This is a genomic window from Microcella alkalica (genome assembly GCF_014137945.1).
Classification (GTDB): domain Bacteria; phylum Actinomycetota; class Actinomycetes; order Actinomycetales; family Microbacteriaceae; genus Microcella; species Microcella alkalica.
This window is the reverse complement of the sequence record NZ_JACGWX010000001.1, coordinates 548,494-573,834: the sequence shown is the minus strand read 5'-3', so window position 1 is coordinate 573,834 and position 25,341 is coordinate 548,494. Positions and strand designations below refer to the sequence as shown.

Annotated in this window: 24 protein-coding genes, 3 tRNA genes and 1 riboswitch; of the genes, 10 read left to right on the top strand and 17 right to left on the bottom strand. The window is 71.5% G+C overall.

All coding sequences use genetic code 11. The features are described 5' to 3' along the window. Both FHX53_RS02735 and FHX53_RS02730 read right to left on the bottom strand, forming a co-directional pair. On the bottom strand, positions 1–2,781 hold the full coding sequence (locus FHX53_RS02735) for a cytosine permease (protein ID WP_182489798.1): 2,781 nt from the start codon (positions 2,779–2,781) through the stop codon (positions 1–3). Between the two features lie 18 nt (positions 2,782–2,799). Continuing rightward, positions 2,800–3,690, bottom strand: coding sequence for a DMT family transporter (locus tag FHX53_RS02730; RefSeq protein WP_343050765.1), 891 nt, complete (start codon positions 3,688–3,690; stop codon positions 2,800–2,802). A 97-nt stretch (positions 3,691–3,787) separates the two neighbouring features. Between FHX53_RS02730 and FHX53_RS02725 the strand changes: the two genes are divergently transcribed. Beyond that, entirely contained in the window at positions 3,788–4,159 is a 372-nt protein-coding gene (locus FHX53_RS02725; RefSeq protein ID WP_182489796.1) for a hypothetical protein, read from the top strand. A 28-nt stretch (positions 4,160–4,187) separates the two neighbouring features. Here the strand turns inward: FHX53_RS02725 and FHX53_RS02720 are convergent, their stop codons facing one another. The 3 genes from FHX53_RS02720 to FHX53_RS02710 form a co-directional block, all read right to left on the bottom strand. After that, positions 4,188–5,084: a zinc-ribbon domain-containing protein gene (locus FHX53_RS02720; protein WP_182489795.1), complete on the bottom strand. Its 897-nt coding sequence runs from the start codon at positions 5,082–5,084 to the stop codon at positions 4,188–4,190. A gap of 107 nt (positions 5,085–5,191) precedes the next feature. Then, positions 5,192–5,264 (bottom strand) — tRNA-Val (locus FHX53_RS02715). Between the two features lie 11 nt (positions 5,265–5,275). Then, positions 5,276–5,767, bottom strand: a complete 492-nt coding sequence (locus FHX53_RS02710; RefSeq protein ID WP_182489794.1) for a redoxin domain-containing protein — start codon at positions 5,765–5,767, stop codon at positions 5,276–5,278. A gap of 136 nt (positions 5,768–5,903) precedes the next feature. Between FHX53_RS02710 and aceE the strand changes: the two genes are divergently transcribed. From aceE to FHX53_RS02680, 6 genes are all read left to right on the top strand, one after another. After that, the gene (aceE, locus tag FHX53_RS02705) at positions 5,904–8,630 is read left to right on the top strand and encodes a pyruvate dehydrogenase (acetyl-transferring), homodimeric type (protein ID WP_182489793.1); all 2,727 of its coding nucleotides are present in this window, start codon (positions 5,904–5,906) and stop codon (positions 8,628–8,630) included. Between the two features lie 78 nt (positions 8,631–8,708). Further along, positions 8,709–9,878, top strand: a complete 1,170-nt coding sequence (locus FHX53_RS02700; protein ID WP_182490121.1) for a PucR family transcriptional regulator — start codon at positions 8,709–8,711, stop codon at positions 9,876–9,878. Positions 9,879–9,998: 120 nt separating this feature from the next. Then, positions 9,999–10,913 carry an ACP S-malonyltransferase gene (locus tag FHX53_RS02695; protein WP_182489792.1) on the top strand — a complete coding sequence of 305 codons (915 nt, stop codon included), beginning with the start codon at positions 9,999–10,001 and terminating at the stop codon, positions 10,911–10,913. Next, positions 10,910–11,914 (top strand): beta-ketoacyl-ACP synthase III, encoded by a 1,005-nt coding sequence (locus FHX53_RS02690; RefSeq protein ID WP_182489791.1) that lies wholly within the window; start codon positions 10,910–10,912, stop codon positions 11,912–11,914. Before FHX53_RS02695 ends, FHX53_RS02690 begins: the two co-directional genes overlap by 4 nt. Positions 11,915–12,007: 93 nt before the next feature. Beyond that, on the top strand, positions 12,008–12,256 hold the full coding sequence (locus FHX53_RS02685; protein ID WP_182489790.1) for an acyl carrier protein: 249 nt from the start codon (positions 12,008–12,010) through the stop codon (positions 12,254–12,256). Positions 12,257–12,339: 83 nt separating this feature from the next. Then, positions 12,340–13,578 carry a beta-ketoacyl-[acyl-carrier-protein] synthase family protein gene (locus FHX53_RS02680; RefSeq protein WP_182489789.1) on the top strand — a complete coding sequence of 413 codons (1,239 nt, stop codon included), beginning with the start codon at positions 12,340–12,342 and terminating at the stop codon, positions 13,576–13,578. Between the two features lie 160 nt (positions 13,579–13,738). Here the strand turns inward: FHX53_RS02680 and FHX53_RS02675 are convergent, their stop codons facing one another. Then, on the bottom strand, positions 13,739–14,242 hold the full coding sequence (locus tag FHX53_RS02675; protein WP_343050763.1) for a DUF3145 domain-containing protein: 504 nt from the start codon (positions 14,240–14,242) through the stop codon (positions 13,739–13,741). 217 nt (positions 14,243–14,459) lie between these two features. On the opposite strand from FHX53_RS02675, the gene FHX53_RS02670 reads away from it, so the two are divergent. Beyond that, positions 14,460–15,026, top strand: a complete 567-nt coding sequence (locus FHX53_RS02670) for a PadR family transcriptional regulator (protein WP_182489788.1) — start codon at positions 14,460–14,462, stop codon at positions 15,024–15,026. A 13-nt stretch (positions 15,027–15,039) separates the two neighbouring features. Here FHX53_RS02670 and FHX53_RS02665 read toward each other — a convergent pair whose 3' ends face one another. From FHX53_RS02665 to FHX53_RS02655, 3 genes are all read right to left on the bottom strand, one after another. Beyond that, positions 15,040–16,719, bottom strand: coding sequence for a bifunctional 3'-5' exonuclease/DNA polymerase (locus FHX53_RS02665; protein WP_182490119.1), 1,680 nt, complete (start codon positions 16,717–16,719; stop codon positions 15,040–15,042). Between the two features lie 111 nt (positions 16,720–16,830). Further along, entirely contained in the window at positions 16,831–17,670 is an 840-nt protein-coding gene (locus FHX53_RS02660) for a DUF1684 domain-containing protein (protein WP_182489787.1), read from the bottom strand. An 84-nt stretch (positions 17,671–17,754) separates the two neighbouring features. Continuing rightward, the gene (locus FHX53_RS02655) at positions 17,755–18,492 is read right to left on the bottom strand and encodes a hypothetical protein (RefSeq protein WP_182489786.1); all 738 of its coding nucleotides are present in this window, start codon (positions 18,490–18,492) and stop codon (positions 17,755–17,757) included. A 103-nt stretch (positions 18,493–18,595) separates the two neighbouring features. Then, a riboswitch (guanidine-III (ykkC-III) riboswitch) is annotated at positions 18,596–18,661 on the top strand. Positions 18,662–18,670: 9 nt separating this feature from the next. Here FHX53_RS02655 and FHX53_RS02650 point away from each other — a divergent pair. Further along, complete coding sequence (locus FHX53_RS02650; protein WP_182489785.1) at positions 18,671–18,994, top strand: DMT family transporter; 324 nt, start codon at positions 18,671–18,673, stop codon at positions 18,992–18,994. 6 nt (positions 18,995–19,000) lie between these two features. Here FHX53_RS02650 and FHX53_RS02645 read toward each other — a convergent pair. From FHX53_RS02645 to FHX53_RS02635, 3 genes are all read right to left on the bottom strand, one after another. Beyond that, positions 19,001–19,074 (bottom strand) — tRNA-Ile (locus FHX53_RS02645). 40 nt (positions 19,075–19,114) lie between these two features. Next, a complete protein-coding gene (locus FHX53_RS02640) occupies positions 19,115–20,350 on the bottom strand; it encodes a glycosyltransferase (RefSeq protein ID WP_343050761.1) in 1,236 nt (411 codons plus the stop codon). An 83-nt stretch (positions 20,351–20,433) separates the two neighbouring features. Then, positions 20,434–21,354 (bottom strand): DMT family transporter, encoded by a 921-nt coding sequence (locus FHX53_RS02635; RefSeq protein WP_343050760.1) that lies wholly within the window; start codon positions 21,352–21,354, stop codon positions 20,434–20,436. A gap of 40 nt (positions 21,355–21,394) precedes the next feature. On the opposite strand from FHX53_RS02635, the gene def reads away from it, so the two are divergent. Next, positions 21,395–21,961, top strand: coding sequence for a peptide deformylase (gene def / locus FHX53_RS02630; RefSeq protein WP_182489783.1), 567 nt, complete (start codon positions 21,395–21,397; stop codon positions 21,959–21,961). Positions 21,962–21,991: 30 nt separating this feature from the next. On the opposite strand, the gene FHX53_RS02625 is transcribed toward def, so the two are convergent. The 5 genes from FHX53_RS02625 to FHX53_RS02605 all read right to left on the bottom strand — a co-directional run bounded on the left by FHX53_RS02625 (position 21,992) and on the right by FHX53_RS02605 (position 25,297). Then, positions 21,992–22,306: an AzlD domain-containing protein gene (locus FHX53_RS02625; protein ID WP_182489782.1), complete on the bottom strand. Its 315-nt coding sequence runs from the start codon at positions 22,304–22,306 to the stop codon at positions 21,992–21,994. Continuing rightward, complete coding sequence (locus FHX53_RS02620; RefSeq protein ID WP_182489781.1) at positions 22,303–23,058, bottom strand: AzlC family ABC transporter permease; 756 nt, start codon at positions 23,056–23,058, stop codon at positions 22,303–22,305. Before FHX53_RS02620 ends, FHX53_RS02625 begins: the two co-directional genes overlap by 4 nt. Next, on the bottom strand, positions 23,055–23,978 hold the full coding sequence (locus FHX53_RS02615) for a histidine kinase (RefSeq protein WP_182489780.1): 924 nt from the start codon (positions 23,976–23,978) through the stop codon (positions 23,055–23,057). The genes FHX53_RS02620 and FHX53_RS02615 overlap by 4 nt, the downstream gene beginning before the upstream one ends. A gap of 107 nt (positions 23,979–24,085) precedes the next feature. Continuing rightward, positions 24,086–24,161 (bottom strand) — tRNA-Asn (locus tag FHX53_RS02610). A gap of 74 nt (positions 24,162–24,235) precedes the next feature. Beyond that, a complete protein-coding gene (locus FHX53_RS02605) occupies positions 24,236–25,297 on the bottom strand; it encodes a D-isomer specific 2-hydroxyacid dehydrogenase family protein (RefSeq protein ID WP_182489779.1) in 1,062 nt (353 codons plus the stop codon). Positions 25,298–25,341 lie beyond the last annotated feature (44 nt).

Here is a 25,341-nt window from a genome sequence, read left to right as displayed (position 1 = left end):
CTAGGAGTCGAGCGACGCCCGGTACTCGGCCGCCTGCAGCCGGCGGACGGCCGGGATGCCCGCGGCGATCGGCGTGAGCAGCCCGACGAGGAGAGCGACCGCGACGCCCGCATCAGACTCGGCGAGAGCGCCGGTGCCGCCCGTCGCTGCCCACAGGTACCCCTGCCAGTCGAGACCGCCGACGCCCGCGCTCGTGAAGCCCCACCCGAGCAGGCTCGCCACGACGAGCATCACGGTGTTCACCCACCGCACCGGCGGGTAGACGCCGCCTGACTGCAGGAGCGAGGGCGAGTGGACGCGCCTCGTGCGGATCATCGTCTCGGCGCCGAAGATGCCGGCCCAGGCCGCGACGGGGACGGCGAGCGTCGTGAGCACGTCGCGCACGAGCACGTCGAGCGACGGCGCCATGGCCACGAGGGGTGCCGCGATCGCTCCCGTGAGCACCACGGCGATCAGAACGCTCATCGGGCGCGAGGTCCGCAGACCGGTCGCGAGCAGGGCGAAGCCGCCCGAGTAGAGCGCGAGCGCCGCAGCCGCCGTGAGGCTCAGGGCGATCGCGATCACGAGTGGGATCCCGAGCCCGATGGGGAGGATATCCGCGAGCGCGCCGACGGGGTTCGACGCGAGGGCCTCGCGCAGCGTCGGATCCGAGCTCGCGAGCGTCGAGCCCCAGGCGATGAGCGAGAAGGCGGGGATGGTCGCGCCGAAGGAGGCGAAGAGAACGGCTCCTCCGCCGATCGTGCTCTTGGCCTGATAGCGGGCGAGATCGCCGCTCGAGTTGGCCCACGCGAGACCGACGACGCTGAACACGAGCACGGCGCCGGTCACGACGAGCACCCAGTCGCCGTCCGGGATCGCGAGCGCGGCGGTCATGTCGACGGCGGGAGTCGTGAGGGCGATGACGAGGACGACGAGGATGCCGGACACGACGCTCGCGGCCGCGGCGACGACCGCGATCATCCCGTATCCGAAACCGGCCACGGCCGCGGCGAGCACGAGCCCGACCGTCGCGATCGCGCTCGCGAGCCCGAGCGGATCGGCGCCCGCTGCGATGCCCGTCGAGACGAGCGCCTCGGCGACGCCCGCGCCCAGCATCCCGAGCAGGACCGCCGCCCACAGCAATCGCGTGACGACCGCGAGCGCGGCGGGAAGCAGGTTGCCGACGATGCCGAAGGTCGCGCGCGAGATGACCATGGTCGGCTGGCCGCTCCACTTGCCCGCGAGCGTGCCGAGACCCAGCGGAAGGAAGGACACGGCGACGCCGACGAGCGCGGAGAGGATCGCCTGCCGCAGACTCATGCCGAGGCCGACGAGGATCCCGCCGAGGCCGACGCTCACGACGCTCGAGTTGACGGCGAACCAGAGCCAGAACAGACGAATCGAGCGGCCAGCGCGGAGGGCCACCGGCGTGGGCTCGAGCGCGGAGGCTTCGACGCGCAGCGCGGGCGGGTTCGAGCGGGCGCCCGTGTCGGCGGCCGGGACTGCCTGCAGGGGTCCGGAGGGCACCGAGCCGGTGGAGGGCGACGGGATGGGGGCGGCGGCAGCCAGTGGCGGCTCGGGGGTCGAGACGCGGAGGAGGTCGTCGAAGCCCAGGGCTGCTGCGGCGACCGCCGCGGGGCTCATCAGGATCGGCCCCGTCGGCGCTCCGACGGGGGCCGAGGGCATCGGGCGGGGGACGGACCCCGCGACCGGCGGTGCGTCGGCCAGGGAACCGGCCGTGGACTCGTCCGGAAGCGCGGTCGGACGCGCCGCCGGCTCGACGGCCGGCTCGACGAGCGCGGGCGGTTCGCTCGTGGCGTCGCGGTCGGGAATCGCGGGAGACTCCGGATCACGACCGAGGGACGCCTCGTCGAGGGGCGGCTCGGGGGACGGTGCGACGGCCGATCCGTCGACGGGGGGCGGGACGACCTCGGACGGCACGAGACCGAACGGGGGCGGCGCGTCGGCGAGGATGCCGGCAAGCGTCGGGGCGGGCTCGACGGTCTCGCTCGGGGACGGGTCGGGCACCGGCTCGACGATCGGCTCGTCGATCGGCTGATCGATCGGCTGTTCGATCGGGTGATCGATCGACGGGATCACGAGCGGTTGCCGGTCGTCGGCGGAGGGCACAGGGGGCGCGACCTCACCGGGGTACCGGGCCCAGGGATCGTCGGACGGCGCGCTCGGGGGGATCACGTCGATGATGCCGGTGAAGGCGCTTCGCACCGACTCGACGATCTCGTCGGCCTGCGGCAGGCCCGACTCGCGGACAGCCTGCTCCCAGAGCGACAGCCGCTGCGCCTCCTCGGCGCGGAGGCTCAACTGCTCCTCGAAGAGATCGATGAGCTCGGCGGTGCTGCCGGGGGCCGCGGAGGCGGGATCGACGACGGAGGCGAGCTCCGCATCCGACAGCGACAACCGGGATGGTGGGGGCGGGATCTCCGCGAGATCGATCGCAGACACCGGGGCGGTTCGCCCGGCGACGTCCGCGAGCGCATCGGAGCCCGCAGTCGACGACCCGAACGGCACCGAGTCCTCGAGTCGGGAGCCCTCATCGAGGATGCCCGCCGACTCGGGAGTCCGTACCTCCCAGACGACGCGATCGCTCGCGGCGGGCGGTGGTGGTGGCGGCTGCGTGGTCATCGCCTCGACCGTAGGGGGCTCGGCCGGAAGGGGCACGGCGTCTCCGGTGAGGGACCCGGGGACGTATCGGGCGCCGGCGGGAGGCGGGGTGTAGGTCGATCGGCGGGGGCCGGGCGGAAGCTCCGGTCCTCCGTCGTCGGGTTCGAGGGGGTCGACCATGCCCCGATGATAGGGGCGCTACGGCCCCGGACCTGGGCGACGGGCCGTGGAGACGACGGTCACGGCGACGAGGATGAGCGCGAGCCCGACCCACCCGAGGGCGTCGAGGCGCTCGCCCACAATGACGACGGCGAGGAGCGTCGCGACGACGGGCTCGAGGAGGGTCACGACGGTCACGGTCGAGCTGCGGATCGACCTCAGCCCCCAACCGAAGAGGACGTAGGCGAGGAACATCGGCCCGACCGCGAGGTAGCCGATGATCGCGAGGCTCGGCGGCGACTGCAGGAGGGGCGCCCCGGTCGCCACGAGGACGGCGGTGAGCGGCACGGCCCCGAGCCCGAAGACGGCGCCCATCGTCGATCGGCTCGACACCCCGAGACCGATCACGCGGCCGGAGGCGAAGGTGTACAGCGCGTAGGCCGCGCCCGCGAGCAGACCGAGCGCGACGCCGAGCGGCACGGCGGCAGGGTCCGCGGAGCCCGTGCCGCCGTGCCCGCCAGCGACGAGCAGGGCGACGCCGACGACGCCCGTGCTCGCGCCGAGCATCCACCGCCGGGTGAGGCGCCGGCCGTCGACGACCCGCTCCAGGATCGCGGCGAAGAGCGGACCGGAGCCGAGCGCGACGACGTTGCCGATCGCGACGCCCGCGAGATCCATTGCCGAGTAGAACGCCAGCGGGTACACCACGACGCCGACCGCCCCGATCAGCAGCCATCGGCGGGCATCCGGTCGGCGCACGGCCGCGATCGCGCCGCGGGCGCTGATCGCGAGGAGCAGGGCGCCGCCGACCGCCATCGTCGCGGCGCCGGTCGCGATCGGGCTGACGGCGTCGTCGACGAAGCTCGCGGCCGTGCCGGTCGTGCCCCACAGGATGCTCGCCGCCACGAGCGCCCACAGCGCTGATCGCACGGCTCGCTCCCCTACTCTGATTCCATCGCCGCGATCGCGGTTGACCCGATCGTAGCGAGGGCTCGATCGACAGTCGGCACGACCCAGGGAGCAGCCGTTGACCGAGTCCGAGCTCATCGCGCAGTGGAACACCGCCCGCTGGCACATCATCGTGTCGCAGCTCGCCCCGACCTTCCTCCTCGCCCTGACGGTGTGGATGCTCGTCGACGGGCTCGCCGAGACCGTGCTTCCCGTGCGCCTGGCGGCGGCGGGCATCCTTCTCGCCTCGGGCGTGCTCGGGGCCATCACGCAGTTCGCGGCCGCGAGCGAGGGGCGGGCGGTCATCGAGTCGCTGCGCTCGCTCCCCTCCTCCAGCACGCTCTCGCGGCGCATCGTCGCGATGGGGCGCGGCGTCGAGATCGTGCGCTTCGTGACGCCGGTGATCTTCGTGATCACGTTCACCGCGCTGCTCTGGGCGCTGTTCCTCTAGACGGCGCCGACCTCCCCGCCTCCGCGGGTCACGCCTGCCGTCGATACGCGTCGACGAAGAGCGGGCTGCGCGCCTCGCCGACCCGTTCGACGAGTGCGTCGATCGCGCGCTGCGACATCCCGGGAACGACGAGGTCGAACGGGCCTAGCGGTCGCAGCGGTCGCACTCGCAGCCGGACGACCTCCCAGCCGACCTCTCGCAGCAGGCGGTCCTTCCGGCGATCCACGGCCTCTCGCCGCCCGATGTGCTCGTCGGCATTGCGCCCGATCGTGTCGAGCTCGATCGCGACCGCGAGCTCGGGGATGACGATGTCGGGCCACACCTCGAGACGTTCGAAGAACGGCGTACGGATGCGCACCGCGTTCGGGGTCAGGTCGACGGCGAGGCGGGCCTCGATCGCGGCGCGCACGGCGCCCTCGGTCGCCGACGTCGCGCGCGGCGCGATCGCGCTGCGGAAGGCGCGGCCGACGGCGACGTCGGCGGCCCGGACGGTCGTCAGGGCGGCCGCGCCCGCGGGCACGTGGCGCGGCCGACGGCGTGCGAGACGCGGTGCGGGGAGTGCGGCCGGCTCTGGCGGCGCGGGTGCGGCAGCGGGGCGCGGCCACTTGCCGCCCGAGGGCAGCGCGCCGGCCACGGAGCACACCGGGCACCACGAGCGGTTCGAGCGCGAGCGACCGGGCCTGCGTCGCTGCTCGGCGGGAGTCGAGACGAACTCGTGCCCGATGGCGCACATCCACACGAGCCACACCTCGGCGGCGGGCGGCACCTGCGAGAGCAGGAGATCGCGATTGCGGTCGGGACGGAACTGCTCGACGAGCATCGCGAACGGGGCCCAGGCATCCCGATAGCGCCCGATCGGATAGGGCACCTCGCGGCCGGTCGTCCACTGCCGGCGCGCCCACCACTGCTCGACGCTCTCAGGCACGGCGCTGCTCCCCTTCCGGGCGCGGCGCGCCCCGGCGCCGACGCTAGCGGCGACCGCCGACACCAGCGACACCGGAGACGTCGCGGGGTGTGAGGAGAGGAGTGCGGTGGGCCCTGAGGGACTCGAACCCCCGGCATCCTCGGTGTAAACGAGGCGCTCTACCAGCTGAGCTAAGAGCCCGCGCGGTCAGCCTAGCCGCGGGCCGCGCGCTCGTCAGCCGACGCGTCGAGGGCCGGGAGGATCCCCCGATGCGTCGCGGCGTCGCGCGGCGCCTCATCGGAGCCGGTGGCGACGGCACGCACGATCCCGCTGGGATCGACGAGCACCGAGACGCGATCGGACCAGCCGCGCTCCGGAAGGAAGGCTCCATAGGCCTCCGCCACCACCCCGTGCGGCCAGAAGTCGGAGAGCAGCGTCAGCCCGAGACCCTCGGCGTCGTCGAACGCGCGCAGCGTCGCCATCGAGTCGACGGAGACGGCGAGCACGGCGACGTCGGCGGCCTCCAGTGCCGGGCGCTCGGCCGCGAGCGACCGCAGCTCGTCCGTGCACGTGGGGGTGAACGCCTGCGGGAAGAACACGAGGAGGACGGCGCGCCCGAGCCGGGCATCCGGCACCGCGATCGTGCGCCCGAACTGGTCGCGCAGCGCGAATGGAGGGGCGGGTGAGCCGACGGCGATGGGCACTCGTGCAGGGTACCGCCGCCTCGGCGAGCGGGGCTGCGCGCGGGTCTAGAGTGGGAGGGTTCGCCGGTCCGCGCGGCCGTGACCCGGTCCGCGGCGCCGACACACTCCCCTAATCACCACCAGGAAGAGGTTCAGGGTGACGGTCAACGACCAGGATCCGTACTCGGTGCACACCATGGATGCGGATCCGGAGGAAACCGCCGAATGGAACGAGTCGCTCGACGCCCTCGTGCATCAGCACGGGCCGCAGCGCGGGCGCGAGATCATGCTCAGCCTGCTGAAGCGCTCGAAGGAGCTGCACCTCGGCGTCCCGATGGTGCCCACGACGGACTACCTCAACACGATCGCTCCGGAGAACGAGCCGGAGTTCCCCGGCGATGAGGAGCTCGAGCGCCGCTACCGCGCGTGGATCCGCTGGAACGCCGCGATCACAGTGCACCGCGCGCAGCGCCCAGGCATCGCCGTCGGCGGCCACATTTCGACCTACGCCTCGAGCGCCGCGCTCTACGAGGTGGGCCACAACCACTTCTTCCGCGGCGCCGACCACCCCAATGGCGGCGATGCGATCTTCTACCAGGGCCACGCCTCCCCCGGCATGTACGCCCGGTCCTTCCTCGAGGGCCGGCTGAGCCCCGACCAGCTCGACGGGTTCCGTCAGGAGAAGTCGCACCCCACGGGCGGTCTCTCGAGCTACCCGCACCCGCGCCTCATGCCGCACTACTGGCAGTTCCCGACCGTGTCGATGGGCCTCGGGCCGATCAACGCCATCTACCAGGCGCAGCTCAACAAGTACGTCACCAACCGCGGCATCGTCGACGGCGACGACTCGCAGGTCTGGGCGTTCCTCGGCGACGGCGAGATGGACGAGGTCGAGAGCCGCGGCGCGCTGCAGCTCGCCGCGAACGACGGTCTCGACAACCTCAACTTCGTCATCAACTGCAACCTCCAGCGCCTCGATGGCCCGGTGCGCGGCAACGGCAAGATCATCCAAGAGCTCGAGAGCTTCTTCCGCGGTGCCGGATGGAACGTCATCAAGGTCATCTGGGGTCGCGAGTGGGATGCTCTGCTCGACCAGGATCATGAGGGCGCGCTGCGAGACCTCATGAACGTGACCCCCGACGGCGACTATCAGACCTACAAGGCCGAGTCCGGCGCCTTCGTCCGCGAGCACTTCTTCGGGCGCGACCCGCGGACCGCGGCGATGGTCGCCGACTACACCGACGACCAGATCTGGAAGCTCAAGCGCGGCGGGCACGACTACCGCAAGGTGTACGCCGCGTTCAAGGCCGCGCAGGAGCACAAGGGCCAGCCGACGGTCATCCTCGCCAAGACAGTCAAGGGCTACGGACTCGGCCCGAGCTTCGAGGGCCGCAACGCGACCCACCAGATGAAGAAGCTCACGCTCGACAACCTCAAGCAGTTCCGTGACGAGATGCGCATTCCGATCACCGACGCGCAGCTCGAAGCCGACCCGTACCGCCCGCCGTACTATCACCCCGGCAACGACGACCCGGCGATCCAGTACATGCACGAGCGTCGCCGCGCGCTCGGCGGCTACCTGCCCGAACGGCGCTCGAAGCACGTCGCCGTTGCGCTTCCTGGTGCGTCAGCGTATGAGGTGGCGCGCAAGGGCTCGGGCAAGCAGGAGGTGGCGACGACCATGGCGTTCGCGCGCCTGCTGAAGGACCTCCTGCGCGACAAGGAGTTCGGCCACCGGATCGTCCCGATCATTCCGGATGAGGCGCGCACCTTCGGAATGGACGCCTACTTCCCGACGTCCAAGATCTACAACCCCAACGGCCAGCACTACACGAGCGTCGACCGGGAGCTGCTCCTCGCCTACAAGGAGAGCCCGCAGGGCCAGATCATCCACACGGGCATCAACGAAGCGGGCGCGTTCGCCTCCTTCACCGCCGTCGGCACGAGTTACGCGACGCACGGCGAGCCGCTCATCCCCGTCTACGTCTTCTACTCGATGTTCGGGTTCCAGCGCACGGGCGACGCGATGTGGGCGGCGGGCGATCAGATGGCGCGCGGCTTCATCATCGGCGCGACCGCCGGCCGCACGACCCTGACCGGCGAGGGCCTCCAGCACGCCGATGGCCACTCGCCGCTGCTCGCGAGCACGAACCCTGCGGTCGTCACCTACGACCCGGCGTTCGGCTACGAGATCGGTCACATCGTGCGCGCGGGCCTCGACCGCATGTACGGCGGCCAGCATCCGGACCCGAACGTCATGTACTACCTGACGGTCTACAACGAGCCGCACGTCCAGCCGACCGAGCCCGAGGGCCTCGACGTGGACGGTCTACTCAAGGGCATCTACCTGCTCAGGCGGGGGCAGGCGGAGGGCCGGAAGGCGCAGATCCTCTCCTCCGGCGTGGCGGTGCCGTGGGCGCTCGAGGCGCAGGAGCTGCTTGCGAAGGACTGGGGCGTCTCCGCCGATGTCTGGAGCGTCACATCGTGGACCGAGCTGCGGCGCGACGGTCTCGCCGCCGACGAGCACAACTTCCTCAACCCCTCCGAGGCGCCGCGCACCCCGTATGTCACAGAGAAGCTGAGCGGTGCCGAGGGTCCGTTCGTCGCAGTGACCGACTTCATGCACGCCGTGCCCGACCAGATCCGTCAGTTCGTGCCCGGCGACTTCGCGACGCTCGGAGCGGACGGCTTCGGGTTCAGCGACACGCGGCCGGCGGCGCGCCGGTTCTTCCACATCGACGGCCCGTCGGTCGTCGTGCGGACGCTTCAGCAGCTCGTCCGTCGCGGCGAGCTCGACCCCTCGGTCGTGGCGAAGGCGATCGAGCAGTACCGCCTGCACGACGTGACCGCGGGGACCACCGGGTCCGCCGGCGGCGAGGCGTAAGAGGCACGAGCACCATCCGGGGCCTCGCGACTCGCGGGGCCCCGACCCGGTCCGAGGAAGGGACGAGTCGTGGCGTCGATGACGAAGGCCCAGACCTTGCAGTACCTGCGCAATATCTCGGGCGAGCTCGCGACCGCGACGCTCAAGCGTCTCGACGACACTCTGCCCTGGTACCGCGAGATGCCGCCGAGCCGCCGATCGGCGGTCGGGCTCGTCGCCCAGGCCGGCATCAGCTCGCTCATCAGCTGGTACGAGGACCCGACGTCCCAACCGTGGATCGCCGCCGACGTCTTCGGGGCCGCGCCCCGGGAGCTGCTGCGCTCGGTGAGCCTGCAGCAGACGCTGCAACTGATCCGGGTGACGGTCGAGGTCGTCGAGGATCGCGTGACGAGCGGAGACCAGAGCTTGCGCGAGGCCATCCTGCTCTACAGCCGCGAGATCGCCTTCGCCGCCGCCGACGTCTACGCGCGCGCCGCCGAGGCGAGAGGGCTGTGGGATGCCCGGCTCGAAGCTCTCGTCGTCGACTCGATCCTCAGCGGGGAGTACGATAACGAGCTCCCCAGCCGGATCGCCGCGCTCGGCTGGAACGGGCACGGCGAGGTGTGCGTGCTCGTCGGGACGACGCCGCGCATCGTCGACGTCGACCAGATCCGCCGCACCGCGCGCCACGTCGACGCCGACGTGCTCATCGGCGTGCAGGGCAACCGGCTCGTCGTCGTCATCGGCCGCGCTCTGCCGAAGGCCGATGAGCCCTCGCCCCAGCCGGCGACCTTCCCGGAGATCGCGCAGGCTCTCGAGCCCTTCTTCGGCACCGGGCACCTCGTGCTCGGGCCGGAGGTGCCCGACGTCGTCGACGCGGGCAAGAGCGCCAAGGCGGCGCTCGCGGGCTTCGCGGTCGCGCGGTCGTGGCGCAACGCGCCTCGGCCCACGCTCGCCGACGACCTGCTGCCCGAGCGGGCGCTCGCGGGCGACCCCATCGCGCGCTCGACGCTCATCAACCGCATCTACAAGCCGCTCAAGCAGCACAACACCGAGCTGCTCACCACCCTCTGGGCCTATCTCGACAACGGGCGAAGCCTCGAGGCGACCGCCCGCGAGCTCTACGTGCACCCCAACACCGTCCGCTATCGCCTCAAGCGCATCAGCGAGGTCATCGGGTGGGATGCCACGGGCGCCCGCGAGGCGATCATCCTGCAGTGCGCGCTCATCGTCGGCTCGATCTCGGAGCCGGAGGCGCCGCGACGGTGAGGCGGCACGCGCATGCCGCCACGGGCATCCCTCTGCCTGTACGGTCCTCACAAGGTCTCGTGGCTTTCTTGCGCCCTGACCACCACCACCCCCGTCGCCCGCCCCTGGGAGGATGAACCAATGATCGTCGTCGTCGCCCCCGGACAGGGGTCCCAGACCCCGGGCTTCCTCGAGCCGTGGCTCGCCGACCCCGCGCACCGGGCGCGCCTCGAGGCGCTCGGCGAGGCCGCCGGAATCGACCTCGTGGCGCATGGCATGGTGTCGGACGCCGACACCATCCGCGACACCGCGGTCGCTCAGCCGCTCATCGTCGCCGCCTCCCTGCTCAGCGCGGCCGCCCTGCTCGATGGTCGGCGCGACCGCGTCGGCGCCGTCGCCGGGCACTCGGTGGGTGAGTTCGCGGCCGCCGCGATCGCGGGCGTGCTCGACGAGAACGACGCGATGCGTCTCGTCCGCGAGCGCGGGCTCGCGATGGCCGAGGCCGCGGGCGCCGTGCCGACGGGAATGAGCGCCGTCCTCGGCGGCGATGCGGATGCTCTCGCCGAGCGCCTCGTCGAGCTAGGCCTTGAGGCTGCCAACGTCAACGGCGGCGGGCAGACCGTCGTCGCGGGCGAGCTGCGCAACCTCGATGCTCTCGCGAGCGACCCCGTGCCCGGCACGCGGGTCGTCCCGCTGCAGGTCGCGGGCGCATTCCACACGAGCTACATGGGCTCGGCGGTCGAGCGCGTGCGTGCGGGGGCCGCGACGGTCCGCGTCGCCGACCCGGTCATCCGCCTCTACACGAACCGCGACGGTGCGGTCGTGACGTCCGGGGCGGGCTTCGTCGAGCTGCTCGTCGGGCAGATCTCCTCGCCCGTGCGCTGGGATCTGTGCATGGAGTCGATGGCCGCCGACGGCGTCACGGGAGTGATCGAGCTTCTTCCGGCCGGCGCGCTCGTCGGGCTCGCCAAGCGCGGGCTCAGGGGCGTGCCGTCGGTTGCGATCAGGACCCCTGACGACCTGCCCGCCGCGATCGAGATGCTGGAGTCCGCATGAGCGAACAGCCCGTCCTGAGGCAGTCCGTCGGGGTGCCGTACACCCGCATCTGGTCCGTGGGCGCCGCCCGCGGCGACCTGACCGTGCCCAACGACGACATCGTCGGGCCGATCGATTCGTCCGATGAGTGGATCCGCCAGCGCACGGGCGTCATCACGCGCATGCGCGCTTCCGAGTCGGTGACCGCGCTCCACCTCGCTGAAGCTGCCTCGAAGGAGGCCATCGCGAAGGCCGGCATCGACCCCGGCCGCATCGGCGCGGTCATCGTCTCCACGATCTCCAACCCGGTGCAGACGCCGTCGCTTGCGGCGCTCCTCGCCGAGCGCATCGGCGCGAACCCTGCTCCGGCGTACGACGTCTCGGCCGCGTGCGCCGGCTACACCTACGGCATCGCGCAGGCGGACGCCCTCGTGCGGGCCGGTGCCGCCGAGTTCGTGCTCGTCGTCGGCGCAGAGAAGCTCAGCGACTTCGCCAAGCCGACCGATCGGACGATCTCGTTCCTTCTCGGCGACGGCGCGGGAGCCGCGATCGTCGGCCCCGCCGACTCCCCCGGCATCGGCGCGAGCGTGTGGGGCTCCGACGGCTCGAAGTGGGAGACCATCGGCATGGACCACACGATCGCCGAGGGCGTGGCGGCTGGCGTCTTCCCGACCCTCCGACAGGAGGGCCAGACGGTCTTCCGGTGGGCTGTGTGGGAGATGGCGAAGGTCGCTCAGCGCGCTCTCACCGCCGCGGGCGTGACGGCCGATCAGCTCGCCGCGTTCATCCCCCACCAGGCGAACATGCGAATCATCGACGAGTTCGCCAAGCAGCTCAAACTGCCCGAGAGCGTCGTCATCGCGCGCGACATCGCGACGACCGGGAACACCTCGGCCGCCTCGATCCCGCTCGCGACGCACCGACTGCTCGCTGAGCATCCCGAGCTCAGCGGCGGACTCGCCCTGCAGATCGGCTTCGGCGCCGGACTCGTGTTCGGCGCCCAGGTGGTGCGGCTGCCCTAGGGCGCGACCACCGACGCCGTGACCTCCCCGATCCGACGCACCGCCGCCCTAGGATTGAGGACGGTCATACCGACACCCCTGAGGAGAAGAACAATGGCACTGTCCACCGAAGAAGTTCTCGCCGGCCTGGCCGAGCTCATCAACGACGAGACCGGCATCGCGACCGACTCGGTCGCTCTCGACAAGTCGTTCACGGACGACCTCGACATCGACTCGATCTCGATGATGACGATCGTCGTCAACGCCGAGGAGAAGTTCGACGTGAAGATCCCCGACGAAGAGGTCAAGAACCTCAAGACCGTCGGCGACGCCGTCACCTTCATCGTCAACGCGCAGGGCTAGACCCCGCGCGGATGCCGGGGCCGATGCGCGAGCGCGGCCCCGGCCCCCGAGACGCCTCCCACCCTGAGAGAAGAGCTCACGCTATGACCACGATCGTCGTCACCGGAATCGGTGCCACCTCGCCCATCGGCGGAACCGCCCGCGAGAGCTGGACCGCCCTCCTCGCCGGAGAATCCGGCGCACGCACGCTCGAGCAGCCCTGGGTCGCCGAGCACGAGCTGCCCGTGACGTTCGCCGCGCAGGCCAAGGTCCGCCCCGAGGAGGTGCTCGAGCGCCAGGAGATCAAGCGCCTCGACCCGTCGGCCCAGTTCGCGCTCATCGCCGCGCGCGAGGCATGGGCGGACGCCGGCGCACCGGACGTCGCGCCGGAGCGCATCCTCGTCGACTACGCGACCGGCATCGGCGGCCTCTGGACGCTCCTCGACGCGTGGGACATCCTGAAGGAGAAGGGGCCCCGTCGCGTCCTCCCCATGACGATCCCGATGCTCATGCCCAACGCCGCCGCCGCCGCGATCAGCATGGGCCTCGGCGCGCGCGCCGGCGCCCGCACGGTGGTCTCGGCCTGCGCCTCCGGCACCGAGGCGATCGCCAACGCCTACGAGCACCTCCAGCAGGGCCTCGCCGACATCGTCGTCGCCGGCGGCACCGAGGCTGTCGTGCATCCGCTGCCCATCGCCGCCTTCGCGTCGATGCAGGCGCTCTCCAAGCGCAACGACGACCCCGCCGCCGCCTCGCGCCCCTACGATGTCGACCGCGACGGGTTCGTGCTCGGCGAGGGCGCGGCGGCGATCGTGCTCGAGACGAAGGAGCACGCCCTCGCCCGAGGCGCCCGCATCTACGCCGAGCTCGCCGGCGGCTCGGTGACCTCCGACTCGTACCACATCACCGCGCCCGACCCCGAGGGCTCGGGCGCCGCTCGGGCGGTGCTCGCCGCCCTCGATCAGGCCGGCGCGACCCCCGACGAGGTCACCCACATCAACGCGCACGCGACCTCGACGCCGGTCGGCGACGTCGCCGAGTTCGAGGCGCTCAAGCGCGTGTTCGGCGACCGCGTCGGAGCGATCCCCGTGTCGGCGACCAAGGCGTCGACCGGTCACCTGCTCGGCGGCACGGGCGCGCTCGAGGCCGTCTTCACGATCCTCGCGCTGCACGAGCGCACCGCGCCGCCGACCATCAACCTCGACAACCAGGACGAACGCATCCCGCTCGACGTCGTGACGTCGCCGCGGCCGCTCGGCGACGGGCCCCAGCTCGCGATCTCGAACTCGTTCGGCTTCGGCGGGCACAACTCGGTCATCGCGTTCCGCTCCACCGACGCGTAGGCCGCTCGCGCTGCGGCGCCCGCGCTCCCGCGTCAACAACTCAGGACAAGCGGTGCCTCGCGGGCCCGGGGGGCGGTCACCCGGTGCTCGTGGCGCCTGCAGTCCTGAGTTGTCGACGAGTGCGCGGTGCGGTTAGTCCTGAATTGTTGACGGGGAGCGGTCAACCGGCGCGGTGCAGCCAGACGACGCGCTGGCCGTCTCCCGCATGACGGAAGGCCTCGAGCTCGTCGTCCCAGGCCTGGCCGAGCGCGAGCCGCAGCTCGCGGTGCAGCTCGAGGGTATTCGACCCGGCGACCTCCATCGCGTACCGGACGCGGTCCTCCGGGATGACCATGTTCCCGGCAACGTCGGTCTGCGCGTAGAAGATGCCGAGGTCAGGGGTGTGCATCCAGCGGCCGCCGTCCGTGCCGAAGCCGGCCTCCTCGGTGACCTCGAAGCGCAAGTGCTCCCAGCCGCGCAGGGCGCTCGCGATGCGCGCGCCGGAACCGCGCTCGCCCTCCCAGACGAACTCGGTGCGCTGGGAGCCCCGCATGACCGGCTGATCGATCCAGTCGAAGCTCACGGCACGATCGATGGCGCGACCTGCCGCCCACTCGATGTGCGGGCAGAGCGCGCGCGGAGCGGAGTGCACGTAGAGCACTCCGCGAGCCGTTGCTGTAGCCACTGTTCACTCCGTTTCCTCAGGTACGACTTCCCCATCGACCTGTTCGCGGTGTGACAGCGTGTTCAGTTGTGGCGATTCCTCGCCGTCTACGCATTATCGTCCACGAGAGCCACGAATGACAAGCGTGTCGTTCGATGTGATCGCGTGTCGGCCGGAACCCACTCACGAAGAACCGCACGATTTCCCGCGCAATGCATACGCCGCATAGTGTGGAGGCATGACGCTTCGTCATTCCCTCCTCTCCGTCCTGACCCTCGGCCCCGCGTACGGCTATCAGCTGCACGCCGAGGTGGTCGAGCGAACACGACGCGACGCGCCGCTCAACGTCGGGCAGGTCTACTCGACGCTCGACCGGCTCCGCCGGGACGGTCTCGTGGAGCACGCGGGATCCACGCCCGACAACCTTCCGCTCTACCAGCTCACCGATGCGGGGACGATCGAGGCGCGCATGCACCTGACCGAGCCCGACCTCGCCGACTGGCACGAAATGGTCGAGCGCGTCCTGCTCGCGATGTCGCTGCCCGGCAACCACGTCGAGGCGCTCCTGGCGAACTACCGGATGCTGTGGGCACCTCGCGACGGCGCGTCCGCCGAGATCGCGGACCCGTCCGGCGGCGCGGCGCAGGCCTCCGCCTCCCACGCGCAGCGCCTGCTCCGCTCCGCGGCGCTCGCGTGGCTCGACTCGCTCCCGACCATCGACCCGTGGCCGCTGCGCACCGATCGCCGGCGGCGCGGGCGCCGCGCGGCCGAGGCCGGCGTGACGCAGCAGGGCTCGGCGCACTGAGCACGGCCGCGCGCTACTTCGTGTCGCTGTAACGGTCGACAGTCGCGACAGTGACGGGGAAGCTCACTGCGCTGCCGGGGAAGAGCAGCCGCCCGGCGTCTGCCGCTGCGGCGCGCATGACCTCCTCCACCTCGAGCGCGCGCTCGCGCGGAGCGTGCACGATGAGCTCGTCGTGGAGGAAGAGCACGAGGTGGGGCTGCGAGGCCAGCGGCCCGCCCAGCGGCGACCACAGCCGGCGGCGGACGCCGGCCATCCACGACAGCGCCCATTCGGCGGCGCTGCCCTGCACGACGAAATTGCGCGTGAAGCGGCCCCACGATCGAGCATCGGAGCGGGCCTCCTCGCGCTGAGCGGCCGATGCCGCATCGGAGACGGCGATGAGCTGGCGCTCGCGCCACGCCTCGCTGGGAGCGGGCGAGGTGCGACCCAGTCGCGTGCGCACGCGCTCGCCGCGCTCGCCCGCGCGCGCCGCCTCCTCGACGAACCGGATCGCGTCGGGGAACGCCCGCTGCAGGCGAGGAAGCACCCGTGCGCTCTGCCCGGTCGTGCCGCCGTACATCGCCCCGAGCATCCCGAGCTTGGCGTGCTCGCGGGACTCGACGGCGCCGCTCGCGACGATGCCCGCGTACAGGTCCTCCCCCGCGCCGGCGCGCGCCATGGCGGCATCGTTCGAGAGGGCGGCGAGGATGCGCGGCTCGAGTTGCGCCGCGTCGGCGACCACGAGAACCCAGCCCGGGTCGGCCTGCACGGCCCCCCGGATCAGCTTCGGCAGCTGCAGCGCCCCACCGCCGGCGGAGCCCCAACGGCCTGTGACCACCGCGCCGGGGACGTAGCTCGGGCGGAAGCGCCCGTCGTGCACGTGGGTGTCGAGCCAGTTCCAGCCATTGGCCGTCAGCAGTCGGCTGAGTTTCTTGTAGCGCAGGAGAGGCTCGATCGCGGGGTGGTCGATGCGGCTGAGCTCCCATGAGCGGGCGCTGGAGACCTCGAGGCCCGCGCGGCGCAGGGCCTTCACGAGCTCAGGGGGCGAGTCGAGCGGGACGGTGCCGGGGCTCGCGCCGAGGAGTCGCTCGACCTCGGCACCGAGCGCGGCGAGACGGGCCGGCCGCGCGCCCGGCGAGTCGGGTCGAGGACCGAGGAGATCCGTCAGCAGCGCCTCATGGGTCGTGGCGCTCCACGGCAGGCCCGTCCGCTGCATCTCGATCGCCGTGAGAGCGCCCGCCGACTCGGCGGCGGCGAGGAGGGCGAGATCGCGGGGCGTGGGCGCTCCCGGACCACGATCGCGAGCGAGCTCGTCGCGCTGAGCGCGAGCGATCGACGACGCCGGCACCGGGGCCGAGACGGCGGGGGGCTGCGTTCGGGCAGGCGAGCGCCGCCGCGAGGAGTCGTCGTCCTCCAGGTCGAAGAGGGCATCGGCCTGCGGCCGGGGCATCGCGGGCCTCACGAACTCGACGATGCGGGCGAGCGCGGGCTCGGGGGGACGGCCGTCGACACCGGCGAGGATGGTATCGACGAGCCGCAGGTCGTGGCAGCGTTCGACCCGCACGCCGGCGGCGAGGAGCTCGGGGTAGAGCGCCGCGGTGTCGCTCCAGACCCAGCGGGGCGGCTCGCCTGCCTCGTGCTCGCGGGCGGCGACGGCCGCGGCGAGCTCGGCGGCAAGCACCTCGGTCGTACCGCGCTCGTCGGTCAGGAGCATCCCCCCACCGGGACGACGGTCGACGACGATGAGCACTCCCTCAGTCTGCCGTTCACCGCCGACGTCGCCGAACGCACTCGCCTCGCACGCAGCGCGACGGGAGCACGCGCGCTAGAGCAGCAGCGAGCCGTCCTTCGCGAGCACGTTCTTCTCGCCGGCCTCGATCGGGAAGGGGAAGCGGTTCTGCTTCGGCGGCAGCGGGCAGTTGAAGTTGTAGCTGAAGGCGCACGGGGGCAGGATCGCCGTGTTGAAGTCGAGGGTGATCGACCCGTCGGCGTTCGGAGCGAGGAACAGGAAGCGCCCCACCGAGTAGGTGCTGTCGCCAGCGGTCGCGTCGCTGAAGACGAGCTGCAGCGCGCGCCCCGACTTGAAGGCCGCGATGTCGTACTCGACGCCGTCGTGCGTGAAGCGGATCTCCCCCGGCACGACCTCGTCGCGCGTCGCGCCGTCGTCCTTGAGGTGCTCGAAGCCGACGGTCGTGCCGCCCTCGATCTCGCGGAATGTGCCGGTCACGACCCACGCGGCGTCGTAGGGGAAGGCGTCGATGCCGCCGAAGCTCTCGATCGCCTCGCTGCGCGAATCCCACACACGCAGCGCGTACGCGCCGCCTTCGCCGGCGATGACGAACCCCGTCGTGTGGTCGTCGAACACGATGCTCGAGGGCAGCGGGTCGTCCTTGCCTCGCACGCGCACGGTGCCGTCGACGGTCTCGCCGTCGACGACGATCCCGTCCGTCGCCTCAGCGGTCACGAGCAGTCCGCCCTCCGGCGCCGGCGCCCATCGACCCGGCACCCCCCAAATCGCCTGCTCGGCATCCACCCACTGCGTGTTGACGAGCGCGAGCGGGCCCTGCGGCTGCACCGCGGCGAGATCGCGGCGCTCGCGGAACACGCGGTAGCGCTCCTCCGGCGTCGCGGGAACGGCGGGCTGAGAGGGGGCGGCGTTCGACATGGGCTCCATCCTGACGGGGATGCTCAGCGCAACGCCAATCGGCGCGCCGGTGTTGCGCCTGCGGCGGCGTCGCCGTCGGGTGGCTCAGCCGGCGAGCACCGCGACGAGGACGAGAACGAGCGAGTGCGCGAGCGTCAGCTCGATGAAGACCCGCTCGGCCGCAGGCGCGTGCAGCGCCGCCCGACTGCGTTCACGATGCCACCAGACCGAGAACCACTGCGCGGCCGACAGCGCGAGCAGCGCGATCGTCCCGATACCCACCACATCGCCCACAGGCTCGCCCAGGACGAGCCGAGTGACCTGATAAATCGCGATGACCCCCCACGGCACGATGCCGATCGCCGCTCCCGCGCTGAAGGCGCCGAGGCCGGCCAGGCCGGGCGTCGTCTGGCGATCCTGCAACCACAGCAGGACGACGGCTCCCGCGGCGAGGGCGTACAGCGCGACGAGCACACCCGACTCGGCGACACCGTTGAGCAGCGCGACGAGCACGACCGTGATGCTCGCGGTCTGCGACAGCTCGAGCCAGCGCCAGCCCGCCCGACCGCTCGCGAGCCCCGCGACGTGACGATCACACAGTGGGCGGATGCTCACGGCGAGCCGCACGACCGCGCTCACCAGCAGCACGACCGAGGTGGCGACCGCAAGATCCACGGCGGCGAATGGCACCGGCGGGACGCCGGGCGCGGAGAGACGCACGGGCAGCTCGGTTTCGAGCGTCGCGGCGCCGGCGAGGAGTGCGAGCGCGGCCACGAGGTGCAGCGCGGCGGAGGTCAGCGAGAGTGGCGTGAGGCGGGGCATCCGGTGCGTCCTGATGCTCATGCGGCGCTCCCTCCGAGCCGACCGCCGGCCCACGCTCGCATGGTATCGACCTGCGCGGACGCCGCTGCACAGGCGGTGCTCACGAAGCTCGGGCAACATGGAGGGTGAGCGCGGCGACCGCGCTCCCGGACGACGGTTCAGTACCCGGAACGCGACAAGACTGGCCAGGAGGACTGTCATGTCGTGGATCGTGCTCATCGTCTCCGGAGTTCTCGAAGCCGTCTGGGCGACCGCCCTCGGCGCGTCGAAGGGTTTCACTCGACTCGGGCCATCGATCGTGTTCGTCGTGGCGCTCGCGGCGAGCATGGCGGGCCTCGCGTGGGCCATGCGTGACATCCCCACCGGCACCGCCTACGCCGTGTGGGTCGGCATCGGTGTGAGTCTGACCGTGCTGTGGGCGATGCTGACCGGAGCCGAGGCACTATCGGTCGTGAAGATGCTGCTCGTGCTCGGGATCGTCGGGTGCGTAATCGGGCTCAAGCTCGTGAGCGACGCCCACTGACGCGCGTAGGGCGGACGGGACTTGAACCCGTGACCGACGGATTATGAGTCCGCTGCTCTGACCAGCTGAGCTACCGCCCCGCGGGCCGCTGAGCGGCCCTGCTCCATGATATCGAGCCTGTTACGGGGTCGCCGAGCCCACGCCGTCCACGATCGGGTCGTCGACCTCCTCGCCGCGGTACAGCGCCTCGAAGGTCTCGAGGGTGCGGGTGATGTCGTGGCCGGAGACGATGCGAAGGCTCTCGCGCTTGAGCTCGAGAAGATCGTCGTGGGGCATCGTGAAGATGCGCTGCAGACGATCGGCGAACCCGCGGATGTCGCCGGGCTCGTAGAGAAAGCCGTTCTCGCCATCGTGGATGAGGTGCGGCAGCGCCATCGCGTTCGCGCCGACCACGGGAAGGCCCGAGGCCATCGCCTCCATCGTCGCGATGGACTGCAGCTCGGCGCGGCTCGGCATCACGAAGACGGATGCCCGCGTCAGTTGCTGCTTCAGGTACTCCTCGGGCGCGTAGCCGGCGAAGTGCACCCGATCGGCGACGCCGAGTTCGACCGCGAGCCGCTCGAGCGAAGCGCGCTGCTCGCCGTCGCCGATGATCTCGACCTTCACGTCGAGCGATGCGTCGAGCATCGCGACCGCCCGCAGCAGCTCATCGATGTGCTTCTCTGCCTCGACTCGACCCAGGAAGAGGGCGACATTCTCGGTGCGCGGCGCGAAGTCGGGCGTGTAGTGATCGATGTGGAGCCCGCAGGAGATGGCATGCACGCCCTCGAGTCCCGCGTACTCCTCGAGGTAGTCGGCCGCTTTACGGGTCGGAGTCGTGACCGACTCGGCGAGACCGAAGGTGCGACCCGCGGCCTTCCACATCCCGCGGATCGCTGAATCCTTCAGAGAGCCGAAGAACGGAGTGAACTGCATCGCGTTGTCCGGCATGAAGTGGTTGGTGCCGATGATCCGGATGCCGCGCGCAGCCGCCTGTCTGGCGAGGCCGCGACCGACCACGATGTGCGACTGGAAGTGGACGACATCAGGCTTGACCTCGTCGAGGATGCGCGCGGCGTTCTGCTCGATGCGCCAGGGCAGCGCATAGCGCAGCCAGGGATGGGGCTTCCAGCGCCATGAGCGCAGTCGGTGGACCGTCATCGACTGACCCTCGTGCTGCTCCACGCGCGTGACGTTCGGGCCGTCCTCCGGACGGGGGCCGACGACGTGCACCTCGTGACCGCGCTCGACGAGGCCGGCGGCGAGCCGCTCGGCGAACTTCGCCGCCCCGTTCACGTCGGGGGCGAAGGTGTCGGCGCCGATCAGGATGCGCATCGGCGTCGGGCTGACCGCGTGCGGATGCGGGGCGTCTGGCACGATCTGGATGATCCTTGCGTCTCGGGGGCAGGCGCGATCGGCGCCGCGGTCGGGGGAGGAAGACCAGCGGAGTCTACGCTACCTCAGCGATGGGTCTGAGGGTGGTGCTTGGCGAGCCGAATCACGCCGACGATCGCGATCGCGCCGGCGACGACCGACAGGATCGCGGCGGGGAGCGGAATGAGCGTCGCCTCGCCGAGGACGATCACGCCGATGAGCACCGCGACGAGCGGGTCGACGACCGTGAGACCGGCGATCACGAGGTCGGGCGAGCCGACCGAGTACGCCGTCTGCACGAAGTAGCCGCCGAGGGCGGCGCTCGCGAGGAGCGCGACGATGGCGAGCACGGTCAGCCACTCGAAGTTGCCGTTGACGATGCGGTTGATCACGACCTTCGCGAGCGTCGCGACGAAGCCGTAGAGCACACCGGCGCCGACGATGTAGAACATCGCGCCGGCGCTCTTGCGTCGTACGGCGAAGAGCACGCCGAAGACCGCGGTGACCACACCGAGGATCCCGAGAACGGTCAGGAGCTGTCCTTCATCGATCCGCTGCTCGACCGCGAAGGTCGCCGCGACGACGACGAACACGCCCACGCCGCCGACGCTCATCGCGATCGCTCCGATGGCCTTGCGATCGAGCCGGATCCGGGAGAGCCGGGCGTTGAGGATGGCAGTGATCACGAGCGCGACGACGCCGATGGGTTGAACGACGATCAGCGGTGCGAACCCGAGGCTCGTGAGCTGGAAGACGATCGCGAGCGCGAGCATGAGCGTGCCGAGGAGCCAGGACGGTCGGCGCAGGAGGTGCGCGAGCTGCCGCGGGCTCAGCCCTGCTTTCGAACCATCGCCGAGATTCGCCTCGACCGTGGAGACGCCGCGGTGCTGGAACTGCGCACCCAGCGACAGGAAGACGGCGCCGACGAGAGCGAGAGGGATGCCGATGACGATGAAGGGACTTCGGATGAGCTCGTCGGTCAGATCGCTCAGCTCGGGGGGCAGCACCCCGACACTGTACCGACGAGTGCGCCGATATCCTGGACGAATGGCCGTGCTCCCGATCCGCATCACCGGCGAGCCGGTGCTCCACCTCCGGGCCGCGCCCGTCCAGTCCATCGACGACTCGGTCCGCGCTCTCGTCGCCGACATGTTCGACACCATGGCAGCCGCTCCCGGGGTCGGTCTCGCCGCTCCTCAGGTCGGAGTGGGTCTGCGTCTCTTCGTCTACGACTGGACGGACGACGACGACGTGCACTGGCGCGGCGTCGCCGTCAACCCGGAGCTCCTCGTCAGTCCGCTCGATCTCGATGAGCTGGATGAGGAGTGCGAGTCAGAGGGCTGTCTGTCCGTCCCGGGCGAGCGGTTCCCGCTGCGACGCGCAGAGCGAGCGCTGCTGCGGGCGGCCGACCTGGAGGGGAACCGGTTCGAGATCGATGCGCGGGGGTGGCTCGCGCGCATCTTCCAGCACGAGTATGACCACCTCGACGGCGTTCTCTACGTCGATCGGCTCGCCCACCCGTACGGCAAGGCCTCCGTGAAGGCGATCAAGCGCAACTCCTGGGGCTCGCCCGGACAGTCGTGGCTCCCCGGCCGCGACCATCTCGAGGACTAGCCGTTCCGGTCGCGCTCGACCGCGGGCCCGCTACGCCGCCCAGCCGAGAGCGCGCAGCGCCGCAGCGGTGGCCGCGGCGGCGACGATGACGAGGATGAACGGCACTCGAAGCGCGAACAGACCCGCCGCGACGACGATCGCGGGCAGGCGGGCATCCACGAGGATGCCCTGCCCCGAGCCGATCGTCTGCACGACGATGAGCGCCGAGAGCAGCGCGACCGTCACGAGGTTCGCAGTGCGGGCGGCCGTCGGGGTCTGCAGCACCTGTTCCGGGACGAGGTAGCCCGCGAGCTTGATCGCGAGGACGGCGATCGACGCGACGATGATGATCTGCCAGATGCTCACCGCTCCGACTCCCCCGAATCGGGCGCGGGCGGCACGTCGTCGTGGTGGACGAGCTGCGGCTCGGGGCCGCCGGGGCGCCCGAGGAGATCGGGGATCCCGACCACGAGGGCCACGACCGCCGCGACGAGCACCGGGAGCCCGGGCGGCAGCAGAGGGATAGTGAGCGTCGTGACGACCGCCGCTCCGACAGCGACGGCGATGGGCTGCAGGGCTCGCAGTCGCGGCCACACGAGCCCGAGGAAGGCCGCCGCGGCGGCCGCATCCAGCCCGTAGGCGCTCACGTCGCCGAGCAGGTCGCCCAGCAGCGCACCGGCGAGCGTCATGAGATTCCAGCCGACCCAGATGATCGCTCCCGTCGCCCAGAAGCCGATGCGTTGGCTCTCGAGCGTGGGCTGCGCGGTGGCGACCGCCGTCGACTCATCGATCGTGAGGTGGCCGGCGAGGAGGCGCTTGGCCCAGCCGGGCCCGACGATGGGCGAGACGCGGACGGCGTACAGGCCGTTGCGCAGGCCCAGGAGCGTCGCACCGGCGATCGCCGCGGGCCCGGAGGCCGCTCCGCCTGCCGCAAGGACGCCGATGAGCGCGAACTGCGACCCGCCGGAGAACATCACGGCGCTCAGCACGGACGCCTGCCACACGTCGAGGCCCGAGGCGACGGCGAGAGCGCCGAACGAGATGCCGTACGCGGCGACCGCGAGGCCCACGGCCCATGAGGCGCGCCAGGCCTCTCGACGCTCGGATGCCGCGCTCATGGGCGGCGCAGATCCACTCCGTGCACGCCGTTGTGGTGACGCAGCGCGGGGAACACCACCGCGAGGGTGAATCCGACACCCGGCTGCGTCGTCGCGCTCAGGATGCCGCCGTAGAGCTCGGCCCGCGCGCGCATCTCTGCGATCCCGCGGCCGTCGACCGTGCGCGTGAGCGCGGCGAGATCGTCGTCGATCGATGTCGTCGGCGCTGCGCCCCCATCGGCCGAGCCTCCGCTCGCCTCCGCGGCTCTGCGGTGCTGGGCGCGGATGCCGTCGTCCTCCACGCGCAGCTGGAGGCCCTGACCGGACCACGTGAGCGTGACGCGAGCCTCCGTGCCCGGGCCCCCGTAGGCGAGAGCATTCGCGAGCGCCTCCTGCATGATGCGGTAGATCGCGATCTCCGCACCGGGCTTGAGCGAGAAGGCCTCCCCGAACTCCTCGACGACGATGTCGAGCCCCTGGACGCGCATGACATCGATGAGCTCGTGCGCCGAGTCCAGGCGAGCGCCCTGCGCCCCGGTCGACTCGCCCTCCCCGACGAGGCTCATCACTCGTCGGAGGTCGGCGAGAGTCGACCGCGTCGTCTCGGCGATGACGGCGGCGCTGCGACCGGCTGCCGAGGGGTCGCGCTGCGCCGCGTAGCGCGCTCCGTCGGCCTGACTGATCACGACGGAGAGCGAGTGCGCGGCGACCTCGTGGAGCTCGCGAATGATGCGCAGCCGATTCGTCTGCTCGGCGAGGGCGACCTCCGCGTCGAGCCGTGCGCGATCGGCGCTCGCGCGACCCGCGGCGAGGCCGGCGAGGTGGCTGCGGGTGCGCAGCCACGCCACGAGCAGGGCGACGGCGAGGGCGAGGAGGGTCGCTCCGATCGCGACGGAGACCAGGAGGATATCGGCCGCGTTGGCGGTGAGCCAGGTGATCACGTCATCATCCTCTCCTACCGCTCCAGAGCCCGTCGATCGCGGGATCCGACCACCGGAGGCGGAGGCGCGGATGCCCAGGCCGCGATCGCGACGGGGATGGGAGGAGGTGGCTCCCCGACTTGGACTCGAACCAAGAACCTGCCGGTTAACAGCCGGCTGCTCTGCCAATTGAGCTATCGAGGATCGCTGCGAACAGCGAGGAACACGTTACCAGAACTCGCGAGCGCCACTCGCACCGGCCGACCCTCGCGCGGCCGTCAGTACCCCGCGGCAGGGTCGACGATGCCGACGAAACGGCCGTCGCCGAGGAAGCCCCGGACGTTCTCGGTGATGCGTCCCGCCAGTAGCGGAGCGGTCATCTCCGGTGTATCGGCGGAGTGCGACGTAATGATGCAGCGGGGCTCGCTCCACAGTGCGTGGTCGTCCCCGAGCGGCTCGGGGTCGGTGACGTCGAGACCGGCGCCGAGGATCCGCTTCTCTCGGAGCGCCTCCACGAGCGCCCCGGTGTCGATGAGGGCGCCGCGGGCGATGTTCACGAGTGCGGCGTGCTCGGGGAGGAGCGCGAGCTCGGCCGAGCCGATGAGGTGCCGAGTGCGCTCGGTGGATGCCGCTGCGAGGATGAGCGCGTCCGCCTCGGGGAGGACGCCGTGCAGCTCGTCGACGGTGACCGTGCGATGGGCGCCAGGGACGTCGCCCGGCGATCTGCGCACGACCGTGATCCGCACGCGCCACGGCGTGAGCAGCCGGATGATCTCCGCCGCGATGCCGCCGGCGCCCACGATGACGACGTGACGGCCGTAGAGCGAGAGCCCAGTGCGCACCGGTGCCCACCGCGCCGCGCGGACCTTCGGCGCCAACTCGCGGAGGACGGCGTGCAGCAGGGCGACGGCGTGCTCGGCGACGGGCTCGGAGTACGCCCCCTTAGCGCTCGTGAACAGCGGCCCGCGTCCATCGGCGTAGCGCGGCAGGATGCTCGAGAAGCCGTCGACTCCCGCCCACGGCAGCTGCACCCACTGGATGCCCGGATGGGCGTCCAGCAGCTCGGCGAGCTCCTCGGCGCGCTGCTCGCTCAACCAGATGAGGCCTCGCGTCGCCGCCGATATCTCGACGACCTCGGCTCCCCCCGCCCTCGCCGCATCGACGAAGAGCGCCGTCGGACGTGGGAGGACCGCGATGGGCCCTGGTGCGATCCGTCGCCCCGTCGGCGGTGCGGCGCTGCGCCCCGCGAGCGGGTCCTCGTGCTGCGTCGGCCCCACACGGGTCACCGAGGCGAGCGGCGCGAGAGGGCGGGGGTCGGGGTCCGACGGGGGCGCGGTCATGGCGCGGAGCCTCCAAGGGGGTGCTCGGCGCGAGACGTGCGGAG